The organism is Providencia sp. Me31A, from assembly GCF_050487165.1.
GTDB lineage: Bacteria > Pseudomonadota > Gammaproteobacteria > Enterobacterales > Enterobacteriaceae > Providencia.
This window is the reverse complement of record NZ_JBKQGZ010000001.1, coordinates 64,056-85,385: the sequence shown is the minus strand read 5'-3', so window position 1 is coordinate 85,385 and position 21,330 is coordinate 64,056. Positions and strand designations below refer to the sequence as shown.

At 41.4% G+C, this 21,330-nt stretch carries 21 protein-coding genes and 1 other RNA gene; 6 read left to right on the top strand and 16 right to left on the bottom strand.

Translation table 11 applies throughout. The annotated features are described in order from the left end of the window. The first annotated feature begins 40 nt into the window (after positions 1 to 40). The 3 genes from rsmI to ACLPIE_RS00380 all read left to right on the top strand — a co-directional run bounded on the left by rsmI (position 41) and on the right by ACLPIE_RS00380 (position 2,885). Positions 41 to 901: a 16S rRNA (cytidine(1402)-2'-O)-methyltransferase gene (gene rsmI / locus ACLPIE_RS00390; protein ID WP_430258646.1), complete on the top strand. Its 861-nt coding sequence runs from the start codon at positions 41 to 43 to the stop codon at positions 899 to 901. A 106-nt stretch (positions 902 to 1,007) separates the two neighbouring features. Next, an RNA gene (gene rnpB / locus ACLPIE_RS00385) (RNase P RNA component class A) lies at positions 1,008 to 1,381 on the top strand. A gap of 427 nt (positions 1,382 to 1,808) precedes the next feature. Beyond that, positions 1,809 to 2,885, top strand: coding sequence for a 4Fe-4S binding protein (locus tag ACLPIE_RS00380; protein WP_430258645.1), 1,077 nt, complete (start codon positions 1,809 to 1,811; stop codon positions 2,883 to 2,885). A 122-nt stretch (positions 2,886 to 3,007) separates the two neighbouring features. Here ACLPIE_RS00380 and dagF read toward each other — a convergent pair whose 3' ends face one another. The 10 genes from dagF to ACLPIE_RS00330 form a co-directional block, all read right to left on the bottom strand. Further along, the gene (dagF, locus tag ACLPIE_RS00375) at positions 3,008 to 3,748 is read right to left on the bottom strand and encodes a 2-dehydro-3-deoxy-phosphogluconate aldolase (protein ID WP_430258644.1); all 741 of its coding nucleotides are present in this window, start codon (positions 3,746 to 3,748) and stop codon (positions 3,008 to 3,010) included. A 1-nt stretch (position 3,749) separates the two neighbouring features. Further along, positions 3,750 to 4,862: a DgaE family pyridoxal phosphate-dependent ammonia lyase gene (locus ACLPIE_RS00370; RefSeq protein WP_430258643.1), complete on the bottom strand. Its 1,113-nt coding sequence runs from the start codon at positions 4,860 to 4,862 to the stop codon at positions 3,750 to 3,752. Next, positions 4,846 to 5,985: an amidohydrolase/deacetylase family metallohydrolase gene (locus tag ACLPIE_RS00365; RefSeq protein WP_430258642.1), complete on the bottom strand. Its 1,140-nt coding sequence runs from the start codon at positions 5,983 to 5,985 to the stop codon at positions 4,846 to 4,848. The genes ACLPIE_RS00370 and ACLPIE_RS00365 overlap by 17 nt, the downstream gene beginning before the upstream one ends. Positions 5,986 to 6,274: 289 nt before the next feature. Then, positions 6,275 to 6,925 (bottom strand): DUF4310 family protein, encoded by a 651-nt coding sequence (locus ACLPIE_RS00360; RefSeq protein WP_430258641.1) that lies wholly within the window; start codon positions 6,923 to 6,925, stop codon positions 6,275 to 6,277. Positions 6,926 to 6,927: 2 nt separating this feature from the next. Continuing rightward, positions 6,928 to 7,719, bottom strand: a complete 792-nt coding sequence (locus tag ACLPIE_RS00355) for a DUF4311 domain-containing protein (protein WP_430258640.1) — start codon at positions 7,717 to 7,719, stop codon at positions 6,928 to 6,930. A 26-nt stretch (positions 7,720 to 7,745) separates the two neighbouring features. Further along, positions 7,746 to 8,042: a DUF4312 family protein gene (locus ACLPIE_RS00350; RefSeq protein ID WP_430258638.1), complete on the bottom strand. Its 297-nt coding sequence runs from the start codon at positions 8,040 to 8,042 to the stop codon at positions 7,746 to 7,748. After that, on the bottom strand, positions 8,042 to 8,407 hold the full coding sequence (locus ACLPIE_RS00345) for an SFCGS family glycine-rich protein (RefSeq protein WP_369308646.1): 366 nt from the start codon (positions 8,405 to 8,407) through the stop codon (positions 8,042 to 8,044). Before ACLPIE_RS00345 ends, ACLPIE_RS00350 begins: the two co-directional genes overlap by 1 nt. 31 nt (positions 8,408 to 8,438) lie before the next feature. Continuing rightward, complete coding sequence (locus ACLPIE_RS00340) at positions 8,439 to 8,777, bottom strand: transcriptional antiterminator (RefSeq protein WP_430258636.1); 339 nt, start codon at positions 8,775 to 8,777, stop codon at positions 8,439 to 8,441. A gap of 483 nt (positions 8,778 to 9,260) precedes the next feature. Next, positions 9,261 to 11,231, bottom strand: a complete 1,971-nt coding sequence (locus ACLPIE_RS00335) for a BglG family transcription antiterminator (protein WP_430258941.1) — start codon at positions 11,229 to 11,231, stop codon at positions 9,261 to 9,263. Positions 11,232 to 11,415: 184 nt separating this feature from the next. Next, positions 11,416 to 12,120, bottom strand: coding sequence for a pirin family protein (locus tag ACLPIE_RS00330; protein ID WP_430258635.1), 705 nt, complete (start codon positions 12,118 to 12,120; stop codon positions 11,416 to 11,418). Between the two features lie 124 nt (positions 12,121 to 12,244). Here ACLPIE_RS00330 and ACLPIE_RS00325 point away from each other — a divergent pair, with 124 nt between their 5' ends. Beyond that, entirely contained in the window at positions 12,245 to 13,138 is an 894-nt protein-coding gene (locus ACLPIE_RS00325; protein ID WP_430258633.1) for a LysR family transcriptional regulator, read from the top strand. A 236-nt stretch (positions 13,139 to 13,374) separates the two neighbouring features. On the opposite strand, the gene ACLPIE_RS00320 is transcribed toward ACLPIE_RS00325, so the two are convergent. The 5 genes from ACLPIE_RS00320 to ACLPIE_RS00300 form a co-directional block, all read right to left on the bottom strand. Further along, on the bottom strand, positions 13,375 to 13,770 hold the full coding sequence (locus ACLPIE_RS00320; protein WP_430258631.1) for a DoxX family protein: 396 nt from the start codon (positions 13,768 to 13,770) through the stop codon (positions 13,375 to 13,377). Positions 13,771 to 14,020: 250 nt separating this feature from the next. After that, positions 14,021 to 14,320 (bottom strand): YqjK-like family protein, encoded by a 300-nt coding sequence (locus ACLPIE_RS00315; RefSeq protein ID WP_430258629.1) that lies wholly within the window; start codon positions 14,318 to 14,320, stop codon positions 14,021 to 14,023. Further along, the gene (locus tag ACLPIE_RS00310; protein WP_430258627.1) at positions 14,310 to 14,714 is read right to left on the bottom strand and encodes a phage holin family protein; all 405 of its coding nucleotides are present in this window, start codon (positions 14,712 to 14,714) and stop codon (positions 14,310 to 14,312) included. Before ACLPIE_RS00310 ends, ACLPIE_RS00315 begins: the two co-directional genes overlap by 11 nt. A gap of 6 nt (positions 14,715 to 14,720) precedes the next feature. Then, entirely contained in the window at positions 14,721 to 15,026 is a 306-nt protein-coding gene (locus tag ACLPIE_RS00305) for a DUF883 family protein (protein WP_430258625.1), read from the bottom strand. A 235-nt stretch (positions 15,027 to 15,261) separates the two neighbouring features. Then, positions 15,262 to 15,930 carry a DedA family protein gene (locus ACLPIE_RS00300; protein ID WP_430258623.1) on the bottom strand — a complete coding sequence of 223 codons (669 nt, stop codon included), beginning with the start codon at positions 15,928 to 15,930 and terminating at the stop codon, positions 15,262 to 15,264. A gap of 610 nt (positions 15,931 to 16,540) precedes the next feature. Here ACLPIE_RS00300 and ACLPIE_RS00295 point away from each other — a divergent pair. Together ACLPIE_RS00295 and sstT are read left to right on the top strand one after the other, a co-directional pair. After that, positions 16,541 to 17,500 carry a TerC family protein gene (locus tag ACLPIE_RS00295; RefSeq protein ID WP_430258621.1) on the top strand — a complete coding sequence of 320 codons (960 nt, stop codon included), beginning with the start codon at positions 16,541 to 16,543 and terminating at the stop codon, positions 17,498 to 17,500. Between the two features lie 259 nt (positions 17,501 to 17,759). Next, a complete protein-coding gene (gene sstT, locus ACLPIE_RS00290; protein ID WP_430258619.1) occupies positions 17,760 to 19,013 on the top strand; it encodes a serine/threonine transporter SstT in 1,254 nt (417 codons plus the stop codon). A 73-nt stretch (positions 19,014 to 19,086) separates the two neighbouring features. Here the strand turns inward: sstT and ACLPIE_RS00285 are convergent, their stop codons facing one another. After that, positions 19,087 to 21,108 carry a 2,4-dienoyl-CoA reductase FMN-binding domain-containing protein gene (locus ACLPIE_RS00285; RefSeq protein WP_430258939.1) on the bottom strand — a complete coding sequence of 674 codons (2,022 nt, stop codon included), beginning with the start codon at positions 21,106 to 21,108 and terminating at the stop codon, positions 19,087 to 19,089. Positions 21,109 to 21,330 lie beyond the last annotated feature (222 nt).

The following is a 21,330-nucleotide window of genomic DNA, read 5'->3' as shown; positions in this document are numbered from 1 at the left end:
TTCAATTGCTTAATTTTAAACCGGCTATTCGGATGAAACAATGAACCAACCTAATCAAGCAGTGGTTATGGCATCCACGCTGTATATCGTTCCTACCCCCATTGGTAATATGGGCGATATCACACAACGTGCGTTGGATGTTCTTAAACATGTTGACCTTATTGCAGCAGAGGACACTCGGCATTCCGGCATTCTATTACAGAATTTTGCGATTAATGCACGACTGTTTGCTCTGCATGATCATAATGAACAGCAAAAGGCAGATCAATTAATTAGCAAACTTCAACAAGGCGATAGTATCGCATTAGTCTCTGATGCAGGTACACCTTTAATTAATGATCCAGGTTATCATTTAGTCAATCGTTGCCGTGAAGCGGGTATTCGAGTTGTTCCTTTGCCCGGAGCTTGTGCTGCAATTACAGCGCTTTCTGCTGCCGGTTTGCCTTCCGATCGTTTTTGCTACGAAGGTTTTTTACCTGCCAAAACTAAAGGTCGTAAAGACGTTTTGCAAGCACTAGAACAAGAAACTCGAACATTGATTTTCTATGAATCAACCCATCGCTTGTTAGATAGTTTAGCAGATATGGTCGAAGTCTGGGGGCCAGAGCGCCATGTTGTTTTAGCACGTGAAATCACGAAAACGTGGGAGTCTATTGAAGGCCGCCCTGTTGGGGAATTATTAGCGTGGGTTAAAGAAGATGAGAACCGCCATCGTGGCGAAATGGTGTTAATTGTTGAAGGGTATAAGAAGCCTGAAGATGATTCTGCGATTTCACCGGATGTGGTTCGTACCTTGAATTTATTACAAAAAGAGTTACCACCTAAAAAAGCCGCAGCGATCACCGCGGAAATCTACGGGCTAAAGAAAAATATGCTGTATAAATTGATGCTTGATAATTAAAGTGATGAATGATTTTTATGCGAACACCTTACTTTGATTTATATAAGTGGTAAATGAACGCGTTAGAGTCTGTACAAGCTGCAACAAAGTGCCTATAATTCGCCGCGGAGTTGGCCAGACAACCGCTGCTTTATCGTAGTCCCTTAGGGAGACGGGTAGAGGGGAGGAAAGTCCGGGCTCCATAGGGCAGGGTGCCAGATAACGTCTGGGAGGCGCAAGCCTACGACAAGTGCAACAGAGAGCAAACCGCCGATGGCCTGTTTACAGGATCAGGTAAGGGTGAAAGGGTGCGGTAAGAGCGCACCGCGCGACTGGCAACAGTTCGTGGCACGGTAAACTCCACCCGGAGCAAGACCAAATAGGGGTTCATATGGTGCGGCCCGCATTGAACTCGGGTAGGTTGCTGGAGCCAGTGCGCAAGTGCTGGCCTAGATGAATGGTTGTCCACGACAGAACCCGGCTTATCGGCCAACTCCCATTTTTTCGTCATATTTAGCGCTGTTACGGCGTTAGCACCATTCAGCCATACGGGTCACATACTTTTGTATGCTCCTGTACTGTCTTCACTTCGCTGCCTTGTTACAGCACTAACTATTTAGAAAAAATCTGAGTTTATAGTGCTTCAAGCTGTCTTGTGTTGGCTTCATTCGTCAACCCTAGTCACATACTCGTGTATGCTCCTAGGGATTTCCTCATTTTGCCGCCTTGGCACAACTCGAATTATTTAGAAAAAATGTTATGTTTTGATTCGGTATAAGATATTTTTTATTCTTTCTTTTCTGGTTTTTCTTCACTATTTATTGCATCAAATCATCAATATCACAACGCTCTGATGCAAATCAATACGCCTTCTGAATATGTAAATACAATAGTGGTATTTTAAATGCATGTTAAAGAGATAGGCTAAATGGCAAAGAAACCCCATATTCGCTATATACGTCGTCCCGGTACGGTGGGCGGTAAGCTTCCTTGGAATGATTGGCGAAACGCATCAACGTGGCGAAAAGTGGTACAGCTAATCTTATTGGCTATCAATGTTTATATTGGCATTACTTTCTATTATTGGGTTCGTTACTATGAAACCGGTGGCGCTACGCCCTATCTTCCTCGCCCTGGAGGGATTGAAGGCTGGTTGCCTATTGCAGGGTTGATGAATTTAAAATACACCATAGAAACAGGTAGTTTTCCTGTAATCCATGCGGCTTCGATGTTTCTTTTAGTCTCTTTCATTATTATTAGCTTATTATTGAAAAAAGCCTTTTGCTCGTGGATGTGCCCGATAGGTACAATATCTGAATACACGGGGAAAATAGGGCAGAAGGTGTTTCGTTATCAAAAGCAAATCAGTTTACCTAAATGGCTAGACATCCCCCTAAGAAGCTTAAAATACGTGTTATTAAGTTTTTTTCTCTATATTGCATTTTCCATGTCTGCGCAGATGATCCAATATTTTATGATGTCACCTTATGGCATTATCATTGATATAAAAATGTTGGATTTCTTTCGCTACATTAGTGGCGTGACACTTTCCAGTGTAGTTGTTCTTGTGGTGATTAGCTTATTTATCCGTAATGCTTGGTGCCGTTACCTGTGCCCTTATGGCGCATTATTGGGGCTATTTTCGTTGTTTTCCCCCGTGAAGATCCGTCGAAATGTGGAAAGCTGTATTGATTGTGGAAAATGTGCCAAAAACTGCCCGTCGCGTATTCCCGTCGATAAGCTCATTGAGGTAAGAACGGTGGAGTGCACAGGTTGTATGACATGCGTGGAATCTTGCCCTGTTTCCTCAACGCTGAATTTTTCATTGCAAGTGCCAAGACAGAAGCGCCAAATCCCATTGTCTGGTGTAATTATGTTAGTTTTAACTCTGGGGGTTTTATTTACTGCCATCGGGATTGCTGCTTACTTTGGTGTTTGGGGGAGCCCTGTGCCGGATAATTATTGGTTCCATATTATACCGAATGCCAAAATGATAGGTCATTAATATAATAAAAAAACCACTCATACTTGATGAGTGGGAAGATTTGTTGTTTTGTCATTGTCACAATGACTTATATTATAATGTCTCGCTTATATTTATTTTCTTCTATATGACAGACTAATGCTTCAATTAACCGCTTGCTTAACCATCTGTAATAATTGACGTACATCTTCTGGGCGAGTATTGCCCGTTTCTTTATCAATGATGGAACTATAAATATGAGGAATGATTTTCTTCACACCTGCATCAAGGGCGATTTGCAAAATTTCTGCAAAGTTATCTAAATCAATGCCACCTGTTGGCTCTAAAGAAAAATCAAATTCAGCACAAGCTTTGGCGATGGCTTTATATTCTTCTATATATGTTAATCCTTTCATATTAAAGAACTTAACAGAATCAGCACCCATATCTTTTAGCATCATGATGGCAGTTTCAATCGGCACAATACCGTCTGGCGCTTGGGAACTTAATGGGCCAGTAGAAATTTTAACCATTCCAACAGTGCCTGTTGGTGAAATTAATGCATTAACGAAGGTCTCATTTTGGCCTAATAATGCACGGCTAATCGGTGCGCCAGTAAATACTTGGTTAACGTGCTGTGGTTGCACTTCTTTTGAGATCAAAGACACCATCGTTGATTGATTTGGGTCGCCAGCGCCAAGGCCAACAGATAACGCATTATCCGTTTCTTGTGCGTAAATGCGCATATCTGCAATAGCACTTTCTAAGTCTGGGTAATTTTTAGATAACACACCGACGACGACGAAGGTTTCTGCTGCGGCATAGATATCTTTTGCATTTTGATGGCTGCCCGCCAATACGTTTAAACAGACGCGGTCACGATAAAAATTCGGTGACAATTTCATTTTAAATTCCTTCTACTAACAAACGAATATTCTGTGAAATAACATCAAGTTGCTCAGTGCTGACACTGCGAATATCCGCTTCAACTTTGCCTTCGTTGGCTTTATATTCACGGAAGTAAATGGCGGTATCACCTTGTTTTAGGTCGGCCATGATTTGATAAGTGGTTTTGCCAATCACTTTTTCATCAAAGCTGATTTCAGTACGCGCAATATCACGGCCTGCACCATCCCAAACCACTTGAGCAGATATTCCTTTAATGGCATTGAGGTCACTGATGAATTTAGCCATGCGATTGACCATCTCTGCCCCTGTTTCTTTGGTGGCTGTGAGGTATTGTTCGATGGCGAGAGTGAGTCCTAAAATGCCTTCTTTGCCGACTTTCATTGCACGCCCAATGCCTTGGCTTTGGCGTTTTACCCATTCCACATACTGTTTTTTACCGATGACAAGCCCACTAGTTGGGCCTTCAATCGCTTTAGCACCACTATAAATCACGATATCCCCACCAGCTTCGTAGTAGGTGGTCAGCTCTTCTTCCGCCGCAGCATCAACAATCAGAGGAAGCTGGTGGTCATGAGCCACTTTGGCAGCTTGTTCAACGGTTAACATACTTTTTTGAACGGTATGGTGCGATTTAATGTATAAAATAGCGGCGGTATTTGGGGTGATTTTAGCAGCGAGTTGTGCGGCGCTGCATTCATTGGCAAAGCCTGCTTCAACCACTTTACCGCCACCTAATGCCACCATGGTGTCGACAGGTGCACCGAAGTTAACATTGTGACCTTTAGGTAAAATAATTTCGCGTGGAACTACTTTGCTAGAGGAATGCAGGTTGAGTAATAAATCATCGTCATCTTTTACAATGACAGCGGCAACGGCTTGGGCAATCCCTGCGGAAGCACAAGAAACCACCACGGCGGCTTCAACATTCAATAAATTTGCAATGTATTCACCAGTTTTATTAACTAGGTCTTTAATTTCAAAATAATTATTGAGTCCATAAGCAACACGCTCCACAACCTCAGGCGTTGGCGTTGAAACACCTAATATTGTCATGCGGCCAGAGGCATTAATAACGTGTCTTAATTGATACTTCTCATAAATCGATTGCATGTTCAGATTCGCCTTGTGCATGAATAATGTGTTTTCCACCGACAATGGCAGCAACAGGAACAAAACGGTGAGTCCCTGTGCGGTGCTCGCCTTCTGCATCGGTGAGTTCAGTCGGCTCTTCTTTTAAATCAAATAGGGTAATATCGGCATCAAAGCCCGGTCTTAGGTAACCCTTGGCAGGTAATGATAATAAATCAGCCGCTTTTTCTGTGACGCAGCGTAAGACTTGCTCTGCGCTAAAGCCCATGCAGAGGAATTTGGTCATCACAAAAGCCAGGCTATAAACAGGGCCATTGATGCGGTTGCGCTGGTAAATATCCGAGCTAATAATGTCTGGGTAAGTGCCGATACGCATGGCTTGTTCCGCGACTTTGAAGCTAAAGCTTTCACCGCCGTGACCAACGTCTAAAATCACCCCACGAGCCAGCGCTCTCGCAATTGATGGTTTTAGATAACCATCATCCCCCAAAATTTTATTTGGCTTACCATTAAAGCAGTGGGTAATAATATCGCCACGGGTGAGTAAATTGGCAACTTCATCAATGTCAGGTGGGTTATTGCCAATATGAACCATTAGCGGGAGATTATGTTTTTTCTGCATTTCTTTAGCTTTCACTAAAGGCGCAATTCCGTTATCACCAACAACGCTTTTACTCATTCGGGCTTTCATACCCACAATAAAGCCACGATGGCGCTCAATGGCTTCTTGGAAGCATGTTTCATTAATATTATTCATATCCGACAATTCATTTTGTGCAATGATGCCAATACGAGAAATATTTAATAAAGAAAAGACATTAGTCTTTGATTTTTGTGTGAGCTGATAAAATTTATCAATATCATCAGCGCCAACGCTACCTGCATCAACCAGTGAGGTGACTCCGCCTGCAGCTCCCGCTAAGTCGGGGTCATCGAAGTAGATAGGCGACTCAACAAAACAGTGTGCGTGAGAATCAATCCATCCGGCGCTGACATAGGTTTTACCTTTGAGATCAATAAGTTTTTCAGCTTGTTGGTTACAGGCCAACTCAGGACCTGCTGCTTCGATTTTTCCATCTTTGATAAGAATATCGATAATCGAGCCATCGATACGCTTACCTTGTTTGATGATTAGAGAATACATAGTTGTCCTCTTTATACTCGATGTCATACTCGTCATACTTCAAACCGCAGCGTTGTTGGCAGCACTTCCGCTACCCTAGTCACATACTGGTGTATGCTCCTAGGGATATCGTCGTTTGCCGCCTAGCTGCAATTTGAATTATTTAGAGTATGCCTAAGTGCGTATTCTAAATGATGTCAACCGCAGCGTTGTTGGCTGCACTTTCGCTGCCCTTTGAACTATTTCTTCGAGTCTGTTTTTAATTTATGTTATTAAATAACCCGGAGCAGATGCCCCGGGAGAATGTGAATTAAGCGACGATTGGGAAGAAATAACCGAATAGCATCGCACCTAAAATTGCGCCACCGGCAACGGGTTTTTGCCATACATAGAAAATTAATGCACCGATTAAAGAGCCAATTCCGATTGGAATTGATGCAGCCATCGCAGCAAGGATAATTAATGGGCCAAGGAAACGGCCTGATGTATTACCTGCCCCCATCATGACGTCTGCACCAAAGGTTGAGTTGGCTTGGGCAATGGTGAATTTACGCGCAAAAACAATCAGTAAACCGATTAATACCCCTAGGAACAAACCCGTGAGTAATGAGATCCAGAAGTTTGTGACTAAGATATCCCAACCTGCGGCTAAGAACAGGGCAGGAACGCCTAAGCCAAGACCCGTTTGCAGTGCGCCCCCGATGTCCAAAATACCCACTAATGACCCTTCGATGATCCGTGCAAATAGGAAGCTAGCACCAAAAGCGGCAACAGCACCATAGACCCCAGTATCTAACCCTGCGCGTAACATGGCAACGAAAGCGACTTCGTTAAATGCCCCAAAGCCATAGACGACATACATATGGGTACCCGCAAAGATCCCTGCGGAAAGCAGACCAACAAAGATAGGGAAGGACCATTCTGCATACCAAAAGTCTTGTTTGTTAATTTCCGTTGTCATGATTATTTCCCGCTTAGCAGTCCGTGGACATATTCAAGCCACAATGGTTTATCTAGGTTGAAAGAGGTGATCATCTTCAGGTCAAATTCGCGGAAGAAACCACTCAATACGAACAACAGCACGACGGTGATCATCATAGTTCGAGTAATACGGTTCCAGCCGTTGTCATCAACACCTTTACCAATCAATATCCCTAAAACTAAACCTGGGATAGCATTACCCATGATTAATTGCGCACAGCCACCAAACAAGGTTGCCCAGAAACCAGAACGGCGACCTGCATCCATCGCAGCTAACCAGAAAATCACTGGCATGACGGTGTTAACGAGTAAGTTGGCAGCGGGAACCAAGACATTAACCGCAGTAGTTTGTAGTGCCACAGGAACCGCAGATGCGGTGGTGTTTAAGAATGCAACAACGATTGCACCGATAATGGCACAAGCAATTGCCATTTTTTTCGGATTATGTAGCGTTTCTGCAACGTTGCGATTTTTCGTCAACAGTGCAGCGGCACCCCAGTTTGGGATGATGCGGTGGTCAACGTCTTGGGTAAATGCCCCTGCCGCGACCGAAGATGCCCATGCGTTAAAGAAGAAGCCTAAGCCGAAAGAGAAGTGTGATGCAGGGTCGCCTTCACACGCATTAAGTTCGCCCAATGTGCGGAATGCCCCCATACCCTGTATGGTTGGAGCGTGGAACATACGTGCCGCGCCTGCGCCTAACCCAAAGCCGCAGAGTCCACCTATGATTAGGGACATGCCTAATATTTCTAAAAAAGATGCAGTTTCACTCATGGAATTAACTCCAGACCTGATTGCTATTATTGTTCTGTAAATGGTATTTCGTTGACAGAAAGTAAGGTAACATCCAGCGAAACGTCGAGCACAACACGAAAATGTTCACGTTTGCGTGGCAAAAAGATAAAAAGAAACTTTTCTGTCCGCGAGTGTGAGTGAGCACTAACAACCTCAACATCCTTTGGCTCTATCCGCAGGATGATGTCTGTGCTGTTTTTCAGTACGGTTTTTTGAATTGAATTTAAGGCGTCCGCAATGGCTTTTTGCTTGGTATCACCTTGCCCTGTAACCCGCACAACCGTTTCGATAGATTTTTTCATTAAGCGTTGCCGTATTTTTTATTGAATGCTTTTACCAAGCGCTCGCCTAACTCTTCCTTGTCCATAAAACCAAAACCTAACACATTGCAACCTTCTGCAATTGCAGTTTCTCCCTCTTCGATAGAGCGCATCCCATAACGAGCTTTATAACCATATTTCGTTTGTGCGGTGATTGCGCCTGCGCCACCACTGCCACAAAATGAAATCCCAAGGTCGGCTTGCTCTGCGTTCATGACATCACCAAGCTTCATATCTGCCGCCACACCGGGAACAACAATGGCTTTCCCACCCGCAGCTTCCACACCCGCAGCCACTTTTTGACCTTTACCTAGGCGATCTCCGATTACAACAACCATCTGTTTCATATAAATATTCTCCAATCCTACAATTTAAAAATTAATCATTCGAACGAGCGACTTCAAAGTGAACAGAGAGTAAATAAGCCTCTTCCTGTGCTAAGCCGGACAATGTGTCGACAACCCGTTGCGCTAAGGCAAGTGAATGTGCCGATATTTCATCAAACAAACTGATATCGACTTCGGGTAAGGCTTCACCGGTTTTTGCTCTGGCAACCATGGCACGTAGATGAGATTCCAACATTTGTTGTTGTACATCAGTGGTGTAGCAGTCCTCCTGCTTGAGCCAGTCAGTAATTACTGCTAGCAGTTTTTGTGTCACCTCATCAATATCGAGGTTGTGTTCTAACATTTTAAAAACTACAACTGATTCACTCATAACTATTTAAAATCCAAAGTAATATTGCAAGTTAGACTACTTCTGTTCCTTATGCCTTATACCTTAGTCTGTTATTGGTGATTTTTGCAGGCAGAGAATTTCCACTTTTAAGTGGAAATAATTTGGAAACTACAAAGGTATTTTTTGGGGCGTTTTTTGAGCTATTTGGAAGTTAAGTGGAAAAATTGATTTCAATCAATCATCAATAAAGGGTATTTACAAATTATTTGGTATAAAAATTAATTAAATATCAGCTTGTTATGTATTATTTTTGTGGAGTGGAAATAGAAAAGGCAACTGGAAGTGAAACCGGAAGTCATAAATGGAAATTATTTAATATTGGCAATAATGGTTTCCACTTAACCATTTTGAGTGGGGAACCAGTCTGGTTATAGAGAGAAAGAATTGATGAAATTGTGGTTAGGATCACGTAAAAAGCCGTCACTCCCCTTTTTCCACTACTAAGTGGAAGTGACGATGTTATTATTGGATACGGGCTAAACTATCTTTAGCTATCGCTTGGAATTCATTGAAGTTTTTCACACCAATAAGGCGGCGAGTTGTTTTTTCTTTTACAAACGTGACGAACAGGTCATAGATTGCCATCGCTTCTTCGTAATCGACCTTACTGATTGCTAGTAAGAAAATGACATAGGCATTTTCTTTGGTTTCTTTATTCCATTCAATACCTTGAGGGGCAACAATTGTCACAACCACCGTTTTATTGGCAAGTAGCCCTAAAGAGTGAGGTAAAGCAATTCCCTCACCAAGTAAGGTAGAAACAATGGATTCGCGTTCTTGCAAGGAAGGGTAAAAGTCGGCAGTTACATAGCCTTCTTGCTGTAATTTATGGCACACCGTTTGGAATAGTGTTTCTTGGCTAATTTTTTCATTAATGACCATAAAGAAACGCTCATCAAAGAAACGCTCGATAATATAAGGGCGAGTTTGGTCAATCATTGCAAGACGGCCAACTTGCTCTAATTGGTATGGTGTAGGAAAGGGCGCTATTTTGATAACTGGCTTATTTTTTTCAGAGATCCGCACGGTAGTAATCACAAAATCTTCAGTGACTTCTTCAAGGGATTCATACTCTTGTAATGTCAAACCTCGACTAAATTTAAGCTGTGGAAATTCACGCATGATTTTTGATTCCACTACACGGAACGTTGAGTTTCCTGCATCCGTGACGACTAAAACTTCAGTTTGACGAATTGAACCTGCACCATAATTGCGTTCAAGACTCACACCAATGTGAACAGCTAAGTAACCTAGCTCGTCCTCACTGATGGGATGTGGAAGTAATTGCTTACTTACACTGGTTAATGCACTGAGAGTAACATCATAGGCAAAAGGGTAGTACTGTTTAATATCTGACAGTAATGGATTTGGCGTCGAAATATGGTATTGCAAGCGTGTTATCAACGCAGCAAGGTGGGTATTCAGGTCTTTCTTCAGTTTCTCATCATTACGTAAGTCATAGTTATATAACTCATTAATATAATTCAAAATGTATTCGGACAACTCATTGTGACTACCACTTTTTTGCGTACTGGAGTCTTGGTTACCAATACGCTGTGCAATGATTTGATCATGTAAATAACTGAGTTCTGCTGCGGAAAGATCATTGCCAAGAAAGTAAATAAGCCCCTTGGATATTTCATCGCAGGCTTTGCGGATCACTTCTTCACAGTCATCATTTTTAACGGCGGAGGTGAGCTCATGACCGCGAGTGATCCGTAATATTGTCACGGCACAGTTAAAAATGAGGTATAGATGCCCCTCATTACTAATCCGAATATCAAAGCGATTCATACTGTTATGGATCACTTTATCAATATAGGTTAGGTCTAAATTATCTAAGCTATCAGGACGGAAAGTCGCTAATTCAGGGGTTAACTGGGCTGAATACCGACGCCATAAGGTTTCGGTCATGCAAGCACGAATGGCCCACTCACTACCATTTAGGCGAATACCTTGGTGGGGAATGCTTTCCAAAGTAATTTGGTACTTTTGTAACTGTTCCCGAACAGAGCCCATGTCTTGCTGTAGGGTTCCTCGGCTGATAAACCATTCTTCTGCAATGTCATCAAGCTTGACGGGAAGAGATAACATTAATAATTTCAACAATAAAGCATCAATGCGTTCTTTACTCGTCCGTGGAATATTACTGTCTTCATCTTTTTGCTGTGTAAAGGTGGCAAATAGTGCTTCATCCTCAATTTTCAAGCGATAACCATGACCGCGTTCATACACTATGTGAGCACTATAATCTTGAATCAATTCATTGATTTCATTGATGTCAGAGCGGATAGTTCGTGTGGAAACGGAAAAACGTTTTGCTAATTCATCTTGAGAAACCACCTCATTGAGAATTTGAGCAAATATTTGATTGTGTCGCTGTTGAGTGAATAGAGCCACGAGAACACCTTTAAATAGCAAAACCAAAAGCATTTGAGCCAGAAAATAATGCATTTTCTTTCTCGCTAATGGCAGGACTCTAACACAGGCGTGTCAATATGTATGACAGTTAAATGATTAAATTTGCGAATCCGTTCGCAAATTTTGACCTATTTTTATTGGTTAAGGCGATTTTGAGTCAATAACCTAACAGATAATGTAATGTAAAATCGGTTAGTTATGTTCCACCAAGATCGATCAACAGACCTCGAAAATCTGTATTTGCCATGATCTCGATTTTATGATCGTCTTGAATAAATACACCGTCATTACAATTCATGGTCAAATTTTCACCTTGTTGAGTCCGTAAGGTGGCTCCTCCATGTATTGATTGTATAAATGCATTTTGCCCTTTTAGTACCATCGTGTATGATTTCCCTGACTCCAAATGAATTTGATTGATCCAAATTTGTTGACGTAACTGGAGGCTTTGATATTCACCACTGGGAGAGGCAATTAATTGGTTCTCGTTTTCATTAATAACTATTTTTTGTAACGGTAGTGATTCTTGTTGTGGGCAAGCGTTTAACCAAAGTTGTAAGCGAGTTAACGGAGTCTGAGGGCAGATATTTTGTTCACTGTAGCTAAGATCTGGCCGTGGGGAGAAGCGCACACATTCCCCTTCACTGGCTTGAATCGCATTACCTAGGCTATCACGGTATTGAGCATGTCCTTTTAGAATAATGTTTAAGATATCGACATGAGGATACATTCTCGGCTGTAATGCGTTTGTTGGTGCGATAACCTCTTGATTTAGCACTCTTAATGTTTTGAAACCCATAAATTTGGGGTCAAAATAATGGCCGAATGAAAAAGAGTAACGCGCTTGTAGCCAACCATAGTCTGCTTTTCCGCAATGATTAGCGGCTCTCAGTGTCATCATAATGGTTAACTCCCATTCAAGAATAAATAAGTTAATAATCTATTGTTATAATAAATAGCTAGACGTTGAATTGTTAGCCAGTTAATCTGTTTTCCTTATTCAAATTTCCTGAAAGAGATACATCATGAGTAAAGAGAGAGCACTAACGCTTGAATCATTAAGGGTGATGGATGCAATCGATAGACGTGGTAGTTTTGCAGCGGCAGCAGAAGAATTGGGCCGAGTACCCTCTGCGCTTAGCTATACCATGCAAAAGCTAGAAGAGGAACTCGATGTAATTTTATTTGACCGTTCAGGACATAGAACCAAATTTACCAATGTTGGCAGAATGTTGTTAGATAGAGGGAGAGTTCTACTTGAAGCCGCAGATAAATTAACGTCAGATGCAGAAGCCCTTGCTAAAGGGTGGGAGACCCATTTGACGATAGTGTGTGAGGCGCTGGTACCTGCACAATCATTATTCCCACTGGTTGAACGATTAGCTGAAAAATCCGAAACACAGTTATCTTTGATTACTGAGGTGTTAGCAGGTGCGTGGGAACGCCTGGAAAATGGTAAAGCGGATATTGTGATTGCCCCTGATATGCATTTTCGTTCTTCTTCAGAGATTAACTCTAAATCGTTATATACCATTAGCCATATTTATGTCGCAAGTCCAGAGCATCCAATCCACTTAGAACCAGAACCGCTTTCCGATAGCACACGTGTGAAATACCGTGGGATTGCAGTAGCTGATACGGCGAGAGAGCGTCCGGTGATCACAGTACAGCTTTTGGATAAACAGCAACGTTTGACGGTATCGACCATTGAAGATAAACATAATGCTTTACTGGCAGGGCTTGGAGTGGCAACGATGCCATACCCGCTGGTGGAGCAAGATATTCGCGAAGGACGCTTGAAAGTGGTTGGTCCTGAGTTTAGCCATCAAACAAATATTATTATGGCATGGCGTCGCGATAGTATGGGGGAGGCTAAGTCGTGGTGTCTCCGAGAAATCCCCAAATTATTTAGGGTGTAAACTCGTTATATTTTGAGCCGTAGGGAGATTGACTTCATTGAGTCACCCGAGTCACATACTTATGTATGCTCACGGGATGACTCAATTTGCCGCCTACTGAGAACTCCTCATCTAAGTGATATTCTCTTCAACTGATTCAACACCTTTATTTTGGACAAAAAAATACCTCCCGAGGGGAGGTATGAATTGGACAAACAAATAAAATCAAATAAATAAGGGTTATAATGAAACAAGGGTTACCACTTTTTGTTCAATAACGCGTCAATGCTGAATTTACCTGGACCTGTGATGGCTAAAAGTAAGAAGCCCCCAGCAATCGTAAAGTTCTTCATAAACATCAAACTGTTTGGCGCAACACTAAAATCAGTATGGAACAATAAAGCGGTTAAAACAGTGAAGCCGGCAGTAAACAAAGCAACGGTTCTGGTTAAGAAACCAAATAAGACCGCAAGCCCACCACCTAATTCAAGCAAAATCGTTAATGGTAATAAAAAGCCGGGAACCCCCATAGCTTGCATATATTGTTGTGTACCTGCATAGGCATCACCTAATTTCCCATATCCAGCAACAATAAATAGGATTGGCATCATGATACGAGCTAATAATATCGCACCATTTTCTAAATTTTTCATCGAGATTCTCCAGACTAATAGGTCATTAAATATCATTAAGTTGCGATATCTATCGATTTTTTATGTTGCTTTCAGCACAAATAGGCAAGAAAACGTTTGATGAATTTATAATAGCCAGTTACTTGTTCAATAAAAAGTAAAGCTTATTAACAATGATATGCAAAAATATTGAATGAAATGGTTGGGGGACATAAGGTGATGATAAGAAAATTAGCTATCTAATTGATATATAGCTAATAATTCTTAATGACTATTTTTTAGTGGCGTTAATGGTGCTCTTAACGGTACGAGCAATGCCCCAGATTGTGAGTGCTTTTTTGCCTAATTGGAGAAATCTTTTAGGTTTTTTTAAGGTGTAGATAGAAAGTAGCCCCGTGGCAGCGACAAATAGAGGGCGGAAGGTAATAAATGTTTTCCAAGCTCGGTCATATGGGGCTGTGACCTGCAGCCAATCCTCAGATGTGCTTGCAAGGTCACTGCGTTGGCGTTCGATTTTCTTAATCAATAATTGCTTTTTGGCTGCTAATAACTGGCGCTTATTATTGCTCATGGTTTTTTCTCGCTAAAGCTTGAGCATCTTGACTCAATTGTTCCCGAGTCGAACCTAATAACGTGGACTGTTTGGCTTTTTTTAATGCCCAAATAGCAAAAATAATGGCAAGGAGAATTAAACTCCCAGTGGTAATTGCAAGTGCTTGGTAACGGTATATGGGGTCAACAGACCAAAAAATTAAGCCGATCAAGCACATTAGCCCAAAAGCAGTAAAAAGCAGGGCTAATCCAACTAAGAGTAATAGTTGAATAAAGTTAACTTTCTCTTCTTCAAACTCAACAGCGATAAGTTGAAGGCGAGTTTCGACAAGGTTAACGGTAATACTGGCTATACGTTGCAGTATTTCAAGGACCCCTTTACCGGGGCCCTGACGTTGTTGATTTGGTTCCATAGGCGACTAACGTTTTGCGAGCAGTACGCCAAGAACTACACCGACGGCAGCACCGATACCTACACCTGTCCACGGATTTTCGCGCACATAATTATCTGCACGACCAGCCATTTCTTTAGTTTGTTCGGTAATTCTTTCGGTAGTTTGGCCGAGTTTCGCACGAGATGAATATAGTACGTCTTTGGCTTTAGATTTTAGGCTTTCAATCTCTTCTTTCGATTTTTCGCCAGTGTCACTGAGCACCGCTTCTAAAGAATCTGCTAATGCTCTGAGCTCTGCACGCAGTTCTTCTGATGAATGATTTGATGACATGTAGAACCTCCTATCAATAGAAATGAACTCTTAACTGTATTAACAATAAACATTTTTGTATTAAGTGCAATGTATTATTCAATGGCTAATAATAGATTTAGATGAAATATAAAAAACAAAATCCCTAAAAAATCCATTTAATCAAAGACCTAAAGTGCGTAAGACAGCGGGGAAGGAAGACGTAAAATTAAGTAAAACTGGAGGTGCGGGAACAACGGTGTTCCCGCAATAGGGATTAATTAGCTTTTTTACTTGAGAGTTTCTTTTTTACCACAACAGCGATACTGCCGATTAAGCCGAGGATCAGTAAGCCTACAGGAATTAACATCAAAATATTCATAATATGATGTTCATAGAGTAGGAAAATAGGGCTTTTACCGAAACCATAACCAATAGCTGTTAAAATAAGCACCCATAATAAGCCACTTAACCAATTAAATACTTGGAAACGGCCATTTTGTAGGCCTGCGAGGCCAGCAATAGTCGGGAGTAATGTTCTAACAAAGGCTAAGAAGCGACCAATCAATAATGCTGCAAGCCCATGACGATGGAATAAGCCATGAGCACGTTGGTGATAGTGTTCAGGTAAGTGTGCGAGCCATCCTTTGACGAGACGTGTGTTCCCCAGCCATCGCCCTTGGATATAACCGACCCAGCAGCCTAAGCTAGCACCAGCGGTTAGAATGGCAATGGTGAGTGGATAACTCAATGTACCTTTAGCGATGAGTACACCGACTAAAATCAATAGGCTATCACCCGGTAAAAACGCCGCAGGTAACACCCCGTTTTCTAAAAACAAGATAGCGAACAGCATGAAGTAAATCGACCAGACTAACGCTGGGTTAGACAGGGTGACATAATCTTGGTGCCAAAGGGCTAAAAAAAGTTCTTTAACTAATTCCATTAATGTTTCCTAAACGGCTATAACAACAAACTTGTTGTTGGGCAGGGAGAAATGGATTAAGTGAATGCCAAAGTGAAAATGTTGTTTCCTCAGGCTGTTAGTGTAAATCACGCACACTTTAACAAAACAGAAAATAACTAAACAGCAAATTTTAAGCTTATTTTTAGTATTCATTTAAGTTTTGCCTTATTTTTACAGTTTATCACTCAGTGATTAACAATTTAAAGTGCTTAAAATTGGTGTTTAATCCACCTTTTAGTGGAGATAATAAGAAATATTGCCATTACTTTACCTTTTAATCTAAAAAACAGTGATAAAATACACTCAGCTAATTATTGCATTTTGAGACTATTTACCGTACCTTATACGCATAGCAAAGGGGAGTAACTTCTTCTTGTCGGTTTATCGTCATTACGGTGTACACACTACACCCGGTAGCCGAGCACCACAATTTCCTGTCTTCAGGTCATTTGTGTTGTAAGTGAGACCTTGCCAGAAGGCGAGGTTTGCTCATAATTTACAACCCAAAAGATAGCAATCTGAGGTTAAAGAATTTAAGCGGCTGATGTCTTCTGGATATCAGCCGTTTTTGTTTTTAAAGGAAAGGAAAATGCACTCAGTAGGCAACCCCGTTTTATGGGGCAGTTTTGCAATTATTATTTTAATCATGTTACTTGTTGACCTGTTTTGGCAAGGAAAGCATAAAGGGCAAGCCATGTCGATGAAGCAAGCTGCGGCATGGAGTATCGTGTGGGTTACGTTATCATTGATTTTTGCCGCAGGTTTTTGGTGGTATCTTAATGATAACGTAGGGCGTGAGTTTGCAGATAGCCAAACACTGGCCTTTTTAACGGGTTACCTATTAGAAAAAGCATTAGCGGTTGATAACGTATTCGTGTGGTTAATGCTATTTAGCTATTTTGCGATTCCTGCCAGCTTACAGCGACGTGTATTAGTCTACGGTGTATTAGGTGCTATTGTATTACGTACGATTATGATTTTCGCAGGTAGTTGGTTAGTCACTCAATTTAGCTGGATATTGTATATTTTTGGTCTATTCCTGTTATTTACAGGGTTGAAAATGGCATTTGCTAAAGAAGATGATTCACCTATCAACGATAAACCGTTAGTTAAGTGGGTTCGTTCTCATCTACGTATGACGGATGAGTTACATGGCGAAAAATTCTTTATTAAACAAAATGGTATCTTATTCGCAACACCGTTAATTTTGGTTTTGATCTTAGTTGAGATTAGCGATGTGATTTTTGCGGTTGATAGCATACCCGCTATCTTTGCCGTGACAACTGATCCCTTCATTGTTTTGACATCTAATTTGTTTGCTATTTTAGGCCTACGTGCAATGTATTTCTTGTTGTCAGGTGTAGCAGAGAAATTCTCAATGTTAAAATATGGTTTAGCAGTGATTTTAAGTTTTATCGGTATAAAAATGTTGCTGATTGATATTTACCATATTCCAACACCGATTTCTTTAGGGGTCATTGCGAGCATATTAGTTATGACTTTAATTATTAATACGGTCGTCAATAAGCGTAACGAAGCTAAACACTAATCTAGTTGATTTAAAATCCCTTGTATAAACGCAGGGGATTTTTATTTTAACCTACTGAAAATCCTATCTCATTTTTAATATGGCATTCTACTATAAGAAACAAAACTCTATTCAGATCACAGATGTGTAAAATGTTTGTTAAAAAAGATCAATCATTGTGTATATTTTGAATAATTGCCTTTTCAGGCAACTATTATTCCTTATACTTGCTGTGCAAACACATTTAATTCCTAATAAATATAAATAATATAGGTCTATCATGGATAAAAATAAAACAGGGTTATGGCGAGTCATTAGCCAAGGTAGTCTAGTTAAGCAGATATTAGTTGGTCTAGTTGCGGGTATTTTACTGGCATGGCTATGGCCTTCAGCCGCAAAAAACGTCGGATTGTTTGGTGATCTATTTGTTAGTGCACTAAAAGCAGTGGCGCCAGTATTAGTATGGGTGCTAGTCATGTCATCAATTGCTAATCACCGCAAAGGGCAAAAAACCAGTATCAAGCCAATTTTGGTCTTGTATATTTTAGGAACTTTTTTTGCAGCGCTTGTTGCGGTTATCGGCTCTTTCCTGTTCCCATCAAACTTAGTTTTAGCGGTGGGGGATTCTCAACTGAACCCGCCGGGTAATATTGCTGAAGTTTTAAAAGGCTTGTTGATTAATATCTTTGCTAACCCTGTTGATGCCTTAATCAAAGGCAACTATATCGGTATTTTAGCATGGTCTATTGGTCTTGGTATTGCATTACGCCACGCAAATGAAACAACTAAAAATGTGGTTCATGACTTATCTAATGCTGTGACGCAATTAGTGCGTGTGGTGATCCGCTTAGCGCCATTAGGGATTTTTGGTCTGGTTTCCGCCACTATCGCGACGACCGGTTTTGATACCTTAAAAGGCTATATCCATGTGCTAGCTGTATTAATTGGCTGCATGTTGATTGTCGCCTTTATTGTTAACCCTTTGATTGTATACTGGAAAATTAGACGTAACCCATTCCCTTTGGTATTAGCTTGCCTGCGTGAAAGTGGTGTTACTGCATTCTTTACCCGTAGTTCTGCTGCGAACATTCCTGTGAATATGGCAATGTGTCGCCGTATGAATCTGCATGAAGATACTTACTCGGTATCGATTCCGTTAGGCGCAACCATTAATATGGCGGGTGCTGCGGTGACAATCACCGTTCTAACGTTAGCTGCGGTACATACATTAGGTATCCCTGTTGATATCCCAACGGCGTTATTATTAAGTGTGGTGGCTGCGGTGTGCGCATGTGGTGCATCAGGGGTTGCAGGTGGGTCATTATTATTGATCCCACTAGCTTGTAATATGTTTGGTATTTCGAATGAAATTGCCATGCAGGTTGTTGCTGTGGGTGTCATGATTGGGGTACTGCAAGATTCAGCAGAAACTGCGTTGAATTCATCAACTGACGTATTGTTCACTGCGGCAGTGTGTTTATCTGAAGATGATAAGTTAGCGAACGCAGAAACACAATTATCCCATAATGATTAATCCGCTATTTGTTTAATACAATAGGGCCGAGGTGATATCAATCATCTCGGCCCTTATCTAAGCGGTTATCTGATTAAAGTTGATAGGCGATCTTCATACCTTGTTCGATAGCTCTACGTGCATCAAGTTCAGCAGCAACATCCGCGCCTCCAATAACATAGGCGTTAATACCACGTTCTGCTAATTGGTTTTTTAACGGGCGATAAGGCTCTTGCCCTGCACATAGGATCACATTATCAACGGGTAAACACTGGATTTTATCTTGATAACGGATATGCAGGCCTTCATCATCAACTCGCATGTACTCAACCCCATTTAGCATTTGGACACCACGTTTCATCAATGAGAGACGATGAACCCATCCTGTTGTTTTCCCAAGTCCAGCCCCAACTTTACTATTTTTACGTTGAAGTAAATAAAGATGGCGAGCTGAGTGAACCGTTGTTTTTTCTGGTGGGTTGATGCCCCCTTTGGCACGAACAGTGGTATCAATATTCCACTCTTTATTAAATAGAGTCGTATCTAAGCTACTACTTTTTCCTTCTTGGGTTAATAGCTCTGCAACGTCAAAACCAATGCCTCCAGCACCTATAATAGCCGCACTTTTACCCACAGTGCATTGTTTGGTGATTACATCAAGATAAGAAATCACTTTATGGTGATCGACACCTTCAATCTGGATCTTTCGTGGGGTCACTCCCGTTGCAATAATGACTTCATCAAAGCCTGATAAATTGGAAACGTTGGCCTGTTGTTCAAGGCGAACATCAATATTCAATAATTGTAATTGGCGACTAAAATAGCGGATGGTTTCATGAAACTCTTCTTTACCTGGGATTTTTTTCGCAAGATTAAATTGGCCACCAATATGATTAGATTTTTCAAATAAAGTGACGCGATGCCCACGTTTAGCGGCGTAAATCGCACAGGAAAGCCCCGCGGGACCTGCACCGACAATAGCGACAGATTTGCTAATTGCGGCTTTTTCGTTTGGATAGTCGAACTCCCTAACGGCTCTTGGATTGACTAAACAACTGGCCAGCTTGCCACTAAAAATCAGATCGAGGCAAGCTTGGTTACAACCTATACAGGTATTAATTTCATCAGCTCGATTTTCCTCAGTTTTGCGAACAAAAGATTCATCGGCAAGGAATGGGCGAGCCATGGAAACCATATCAGCTTGTTGATTTGCGAGGATTTGTTCTGCAACAAAGGGGTCATTGATTCGGTTAGTGGTTATTAGTGGGATATTTACCTTACCCATGAGCTTTTGGGTTACCCAACTAAAAGCACTGCGAGGTACTTGAGTGGCAATGGTGGGGATACGAGCTTCGTGCCAGCCAATACCTGTATTGATCATGGTTGCACCGGCAACTTCAACCTGTTTTGCCAGTTGCTCAACTTCATCCCATGTCGAGCCATCTTCAACGAGATCCAACATAGACAGTCGATAAATGATAATGAAATTTGTGCCGACGGCTTCACGGATCTGACGAACAATTTCAATTGCAAAACGAATACGGTTAGCGTAACTGCCTCCCCATTCATCAGTTCTATGATTTGTCCTTTTAGTAATAAACTGATTAATCAAATAGCCTTCAGAACCCATGATTTCAACACCGTCATATCCGGCTTGTTGAGCTAACTTAGCCGTAGTTACAAAATCTGCAATGGTTTTTTGCACGTCATCATTAGACAGCGCTTTAGGCATAAAAGGGATAATTTCAGCTTGAATAGCGCTAGGCGCAACTAAGGCAGGGTGCAAACCATAACGGCCAGCATGTAAAATTTGTAGGGCAATTTTGCCATCAGCTTGATGAACGGCATCAGTAATTTGCCGATGAAAAGGCAGCTGTTTTTCTTCATTTAAGACGGCACCATGTGCGGTAAGTGCCCCTTCAGGGTTAGGTGCTATTCCCCCTGTAATGATGAGACTGACCCCATTTTCAGCGCGTAAACGATAAAAATGTGCAAGTCGTTCACTTCCTTGCGGGTGTTCTTCAAGCCCTGTATGCATAGAGCCCATCAATATTCGATTTTTTAAGACCGTGTGCCCCAAATCGAGAGGGGTAAAAAGGTGTGGAAAATTGCTCATCATCGAACTCCCATTCGGGATTTAATTAACAGGTCAGATGAGTTAACTGTAGCGTAACACGTTTATAAATTGGTAATGATGTTAATTTTTTGTGATTTTTATCATGACTTTTAATGAAAAATGTGGAGTTAATCTAAATATATCGCAGGATTTTATTATTTCGTCATATAAATAAATTATCAATAACATTCAAATTTATATTCCCGCAAAATGATTATTTCT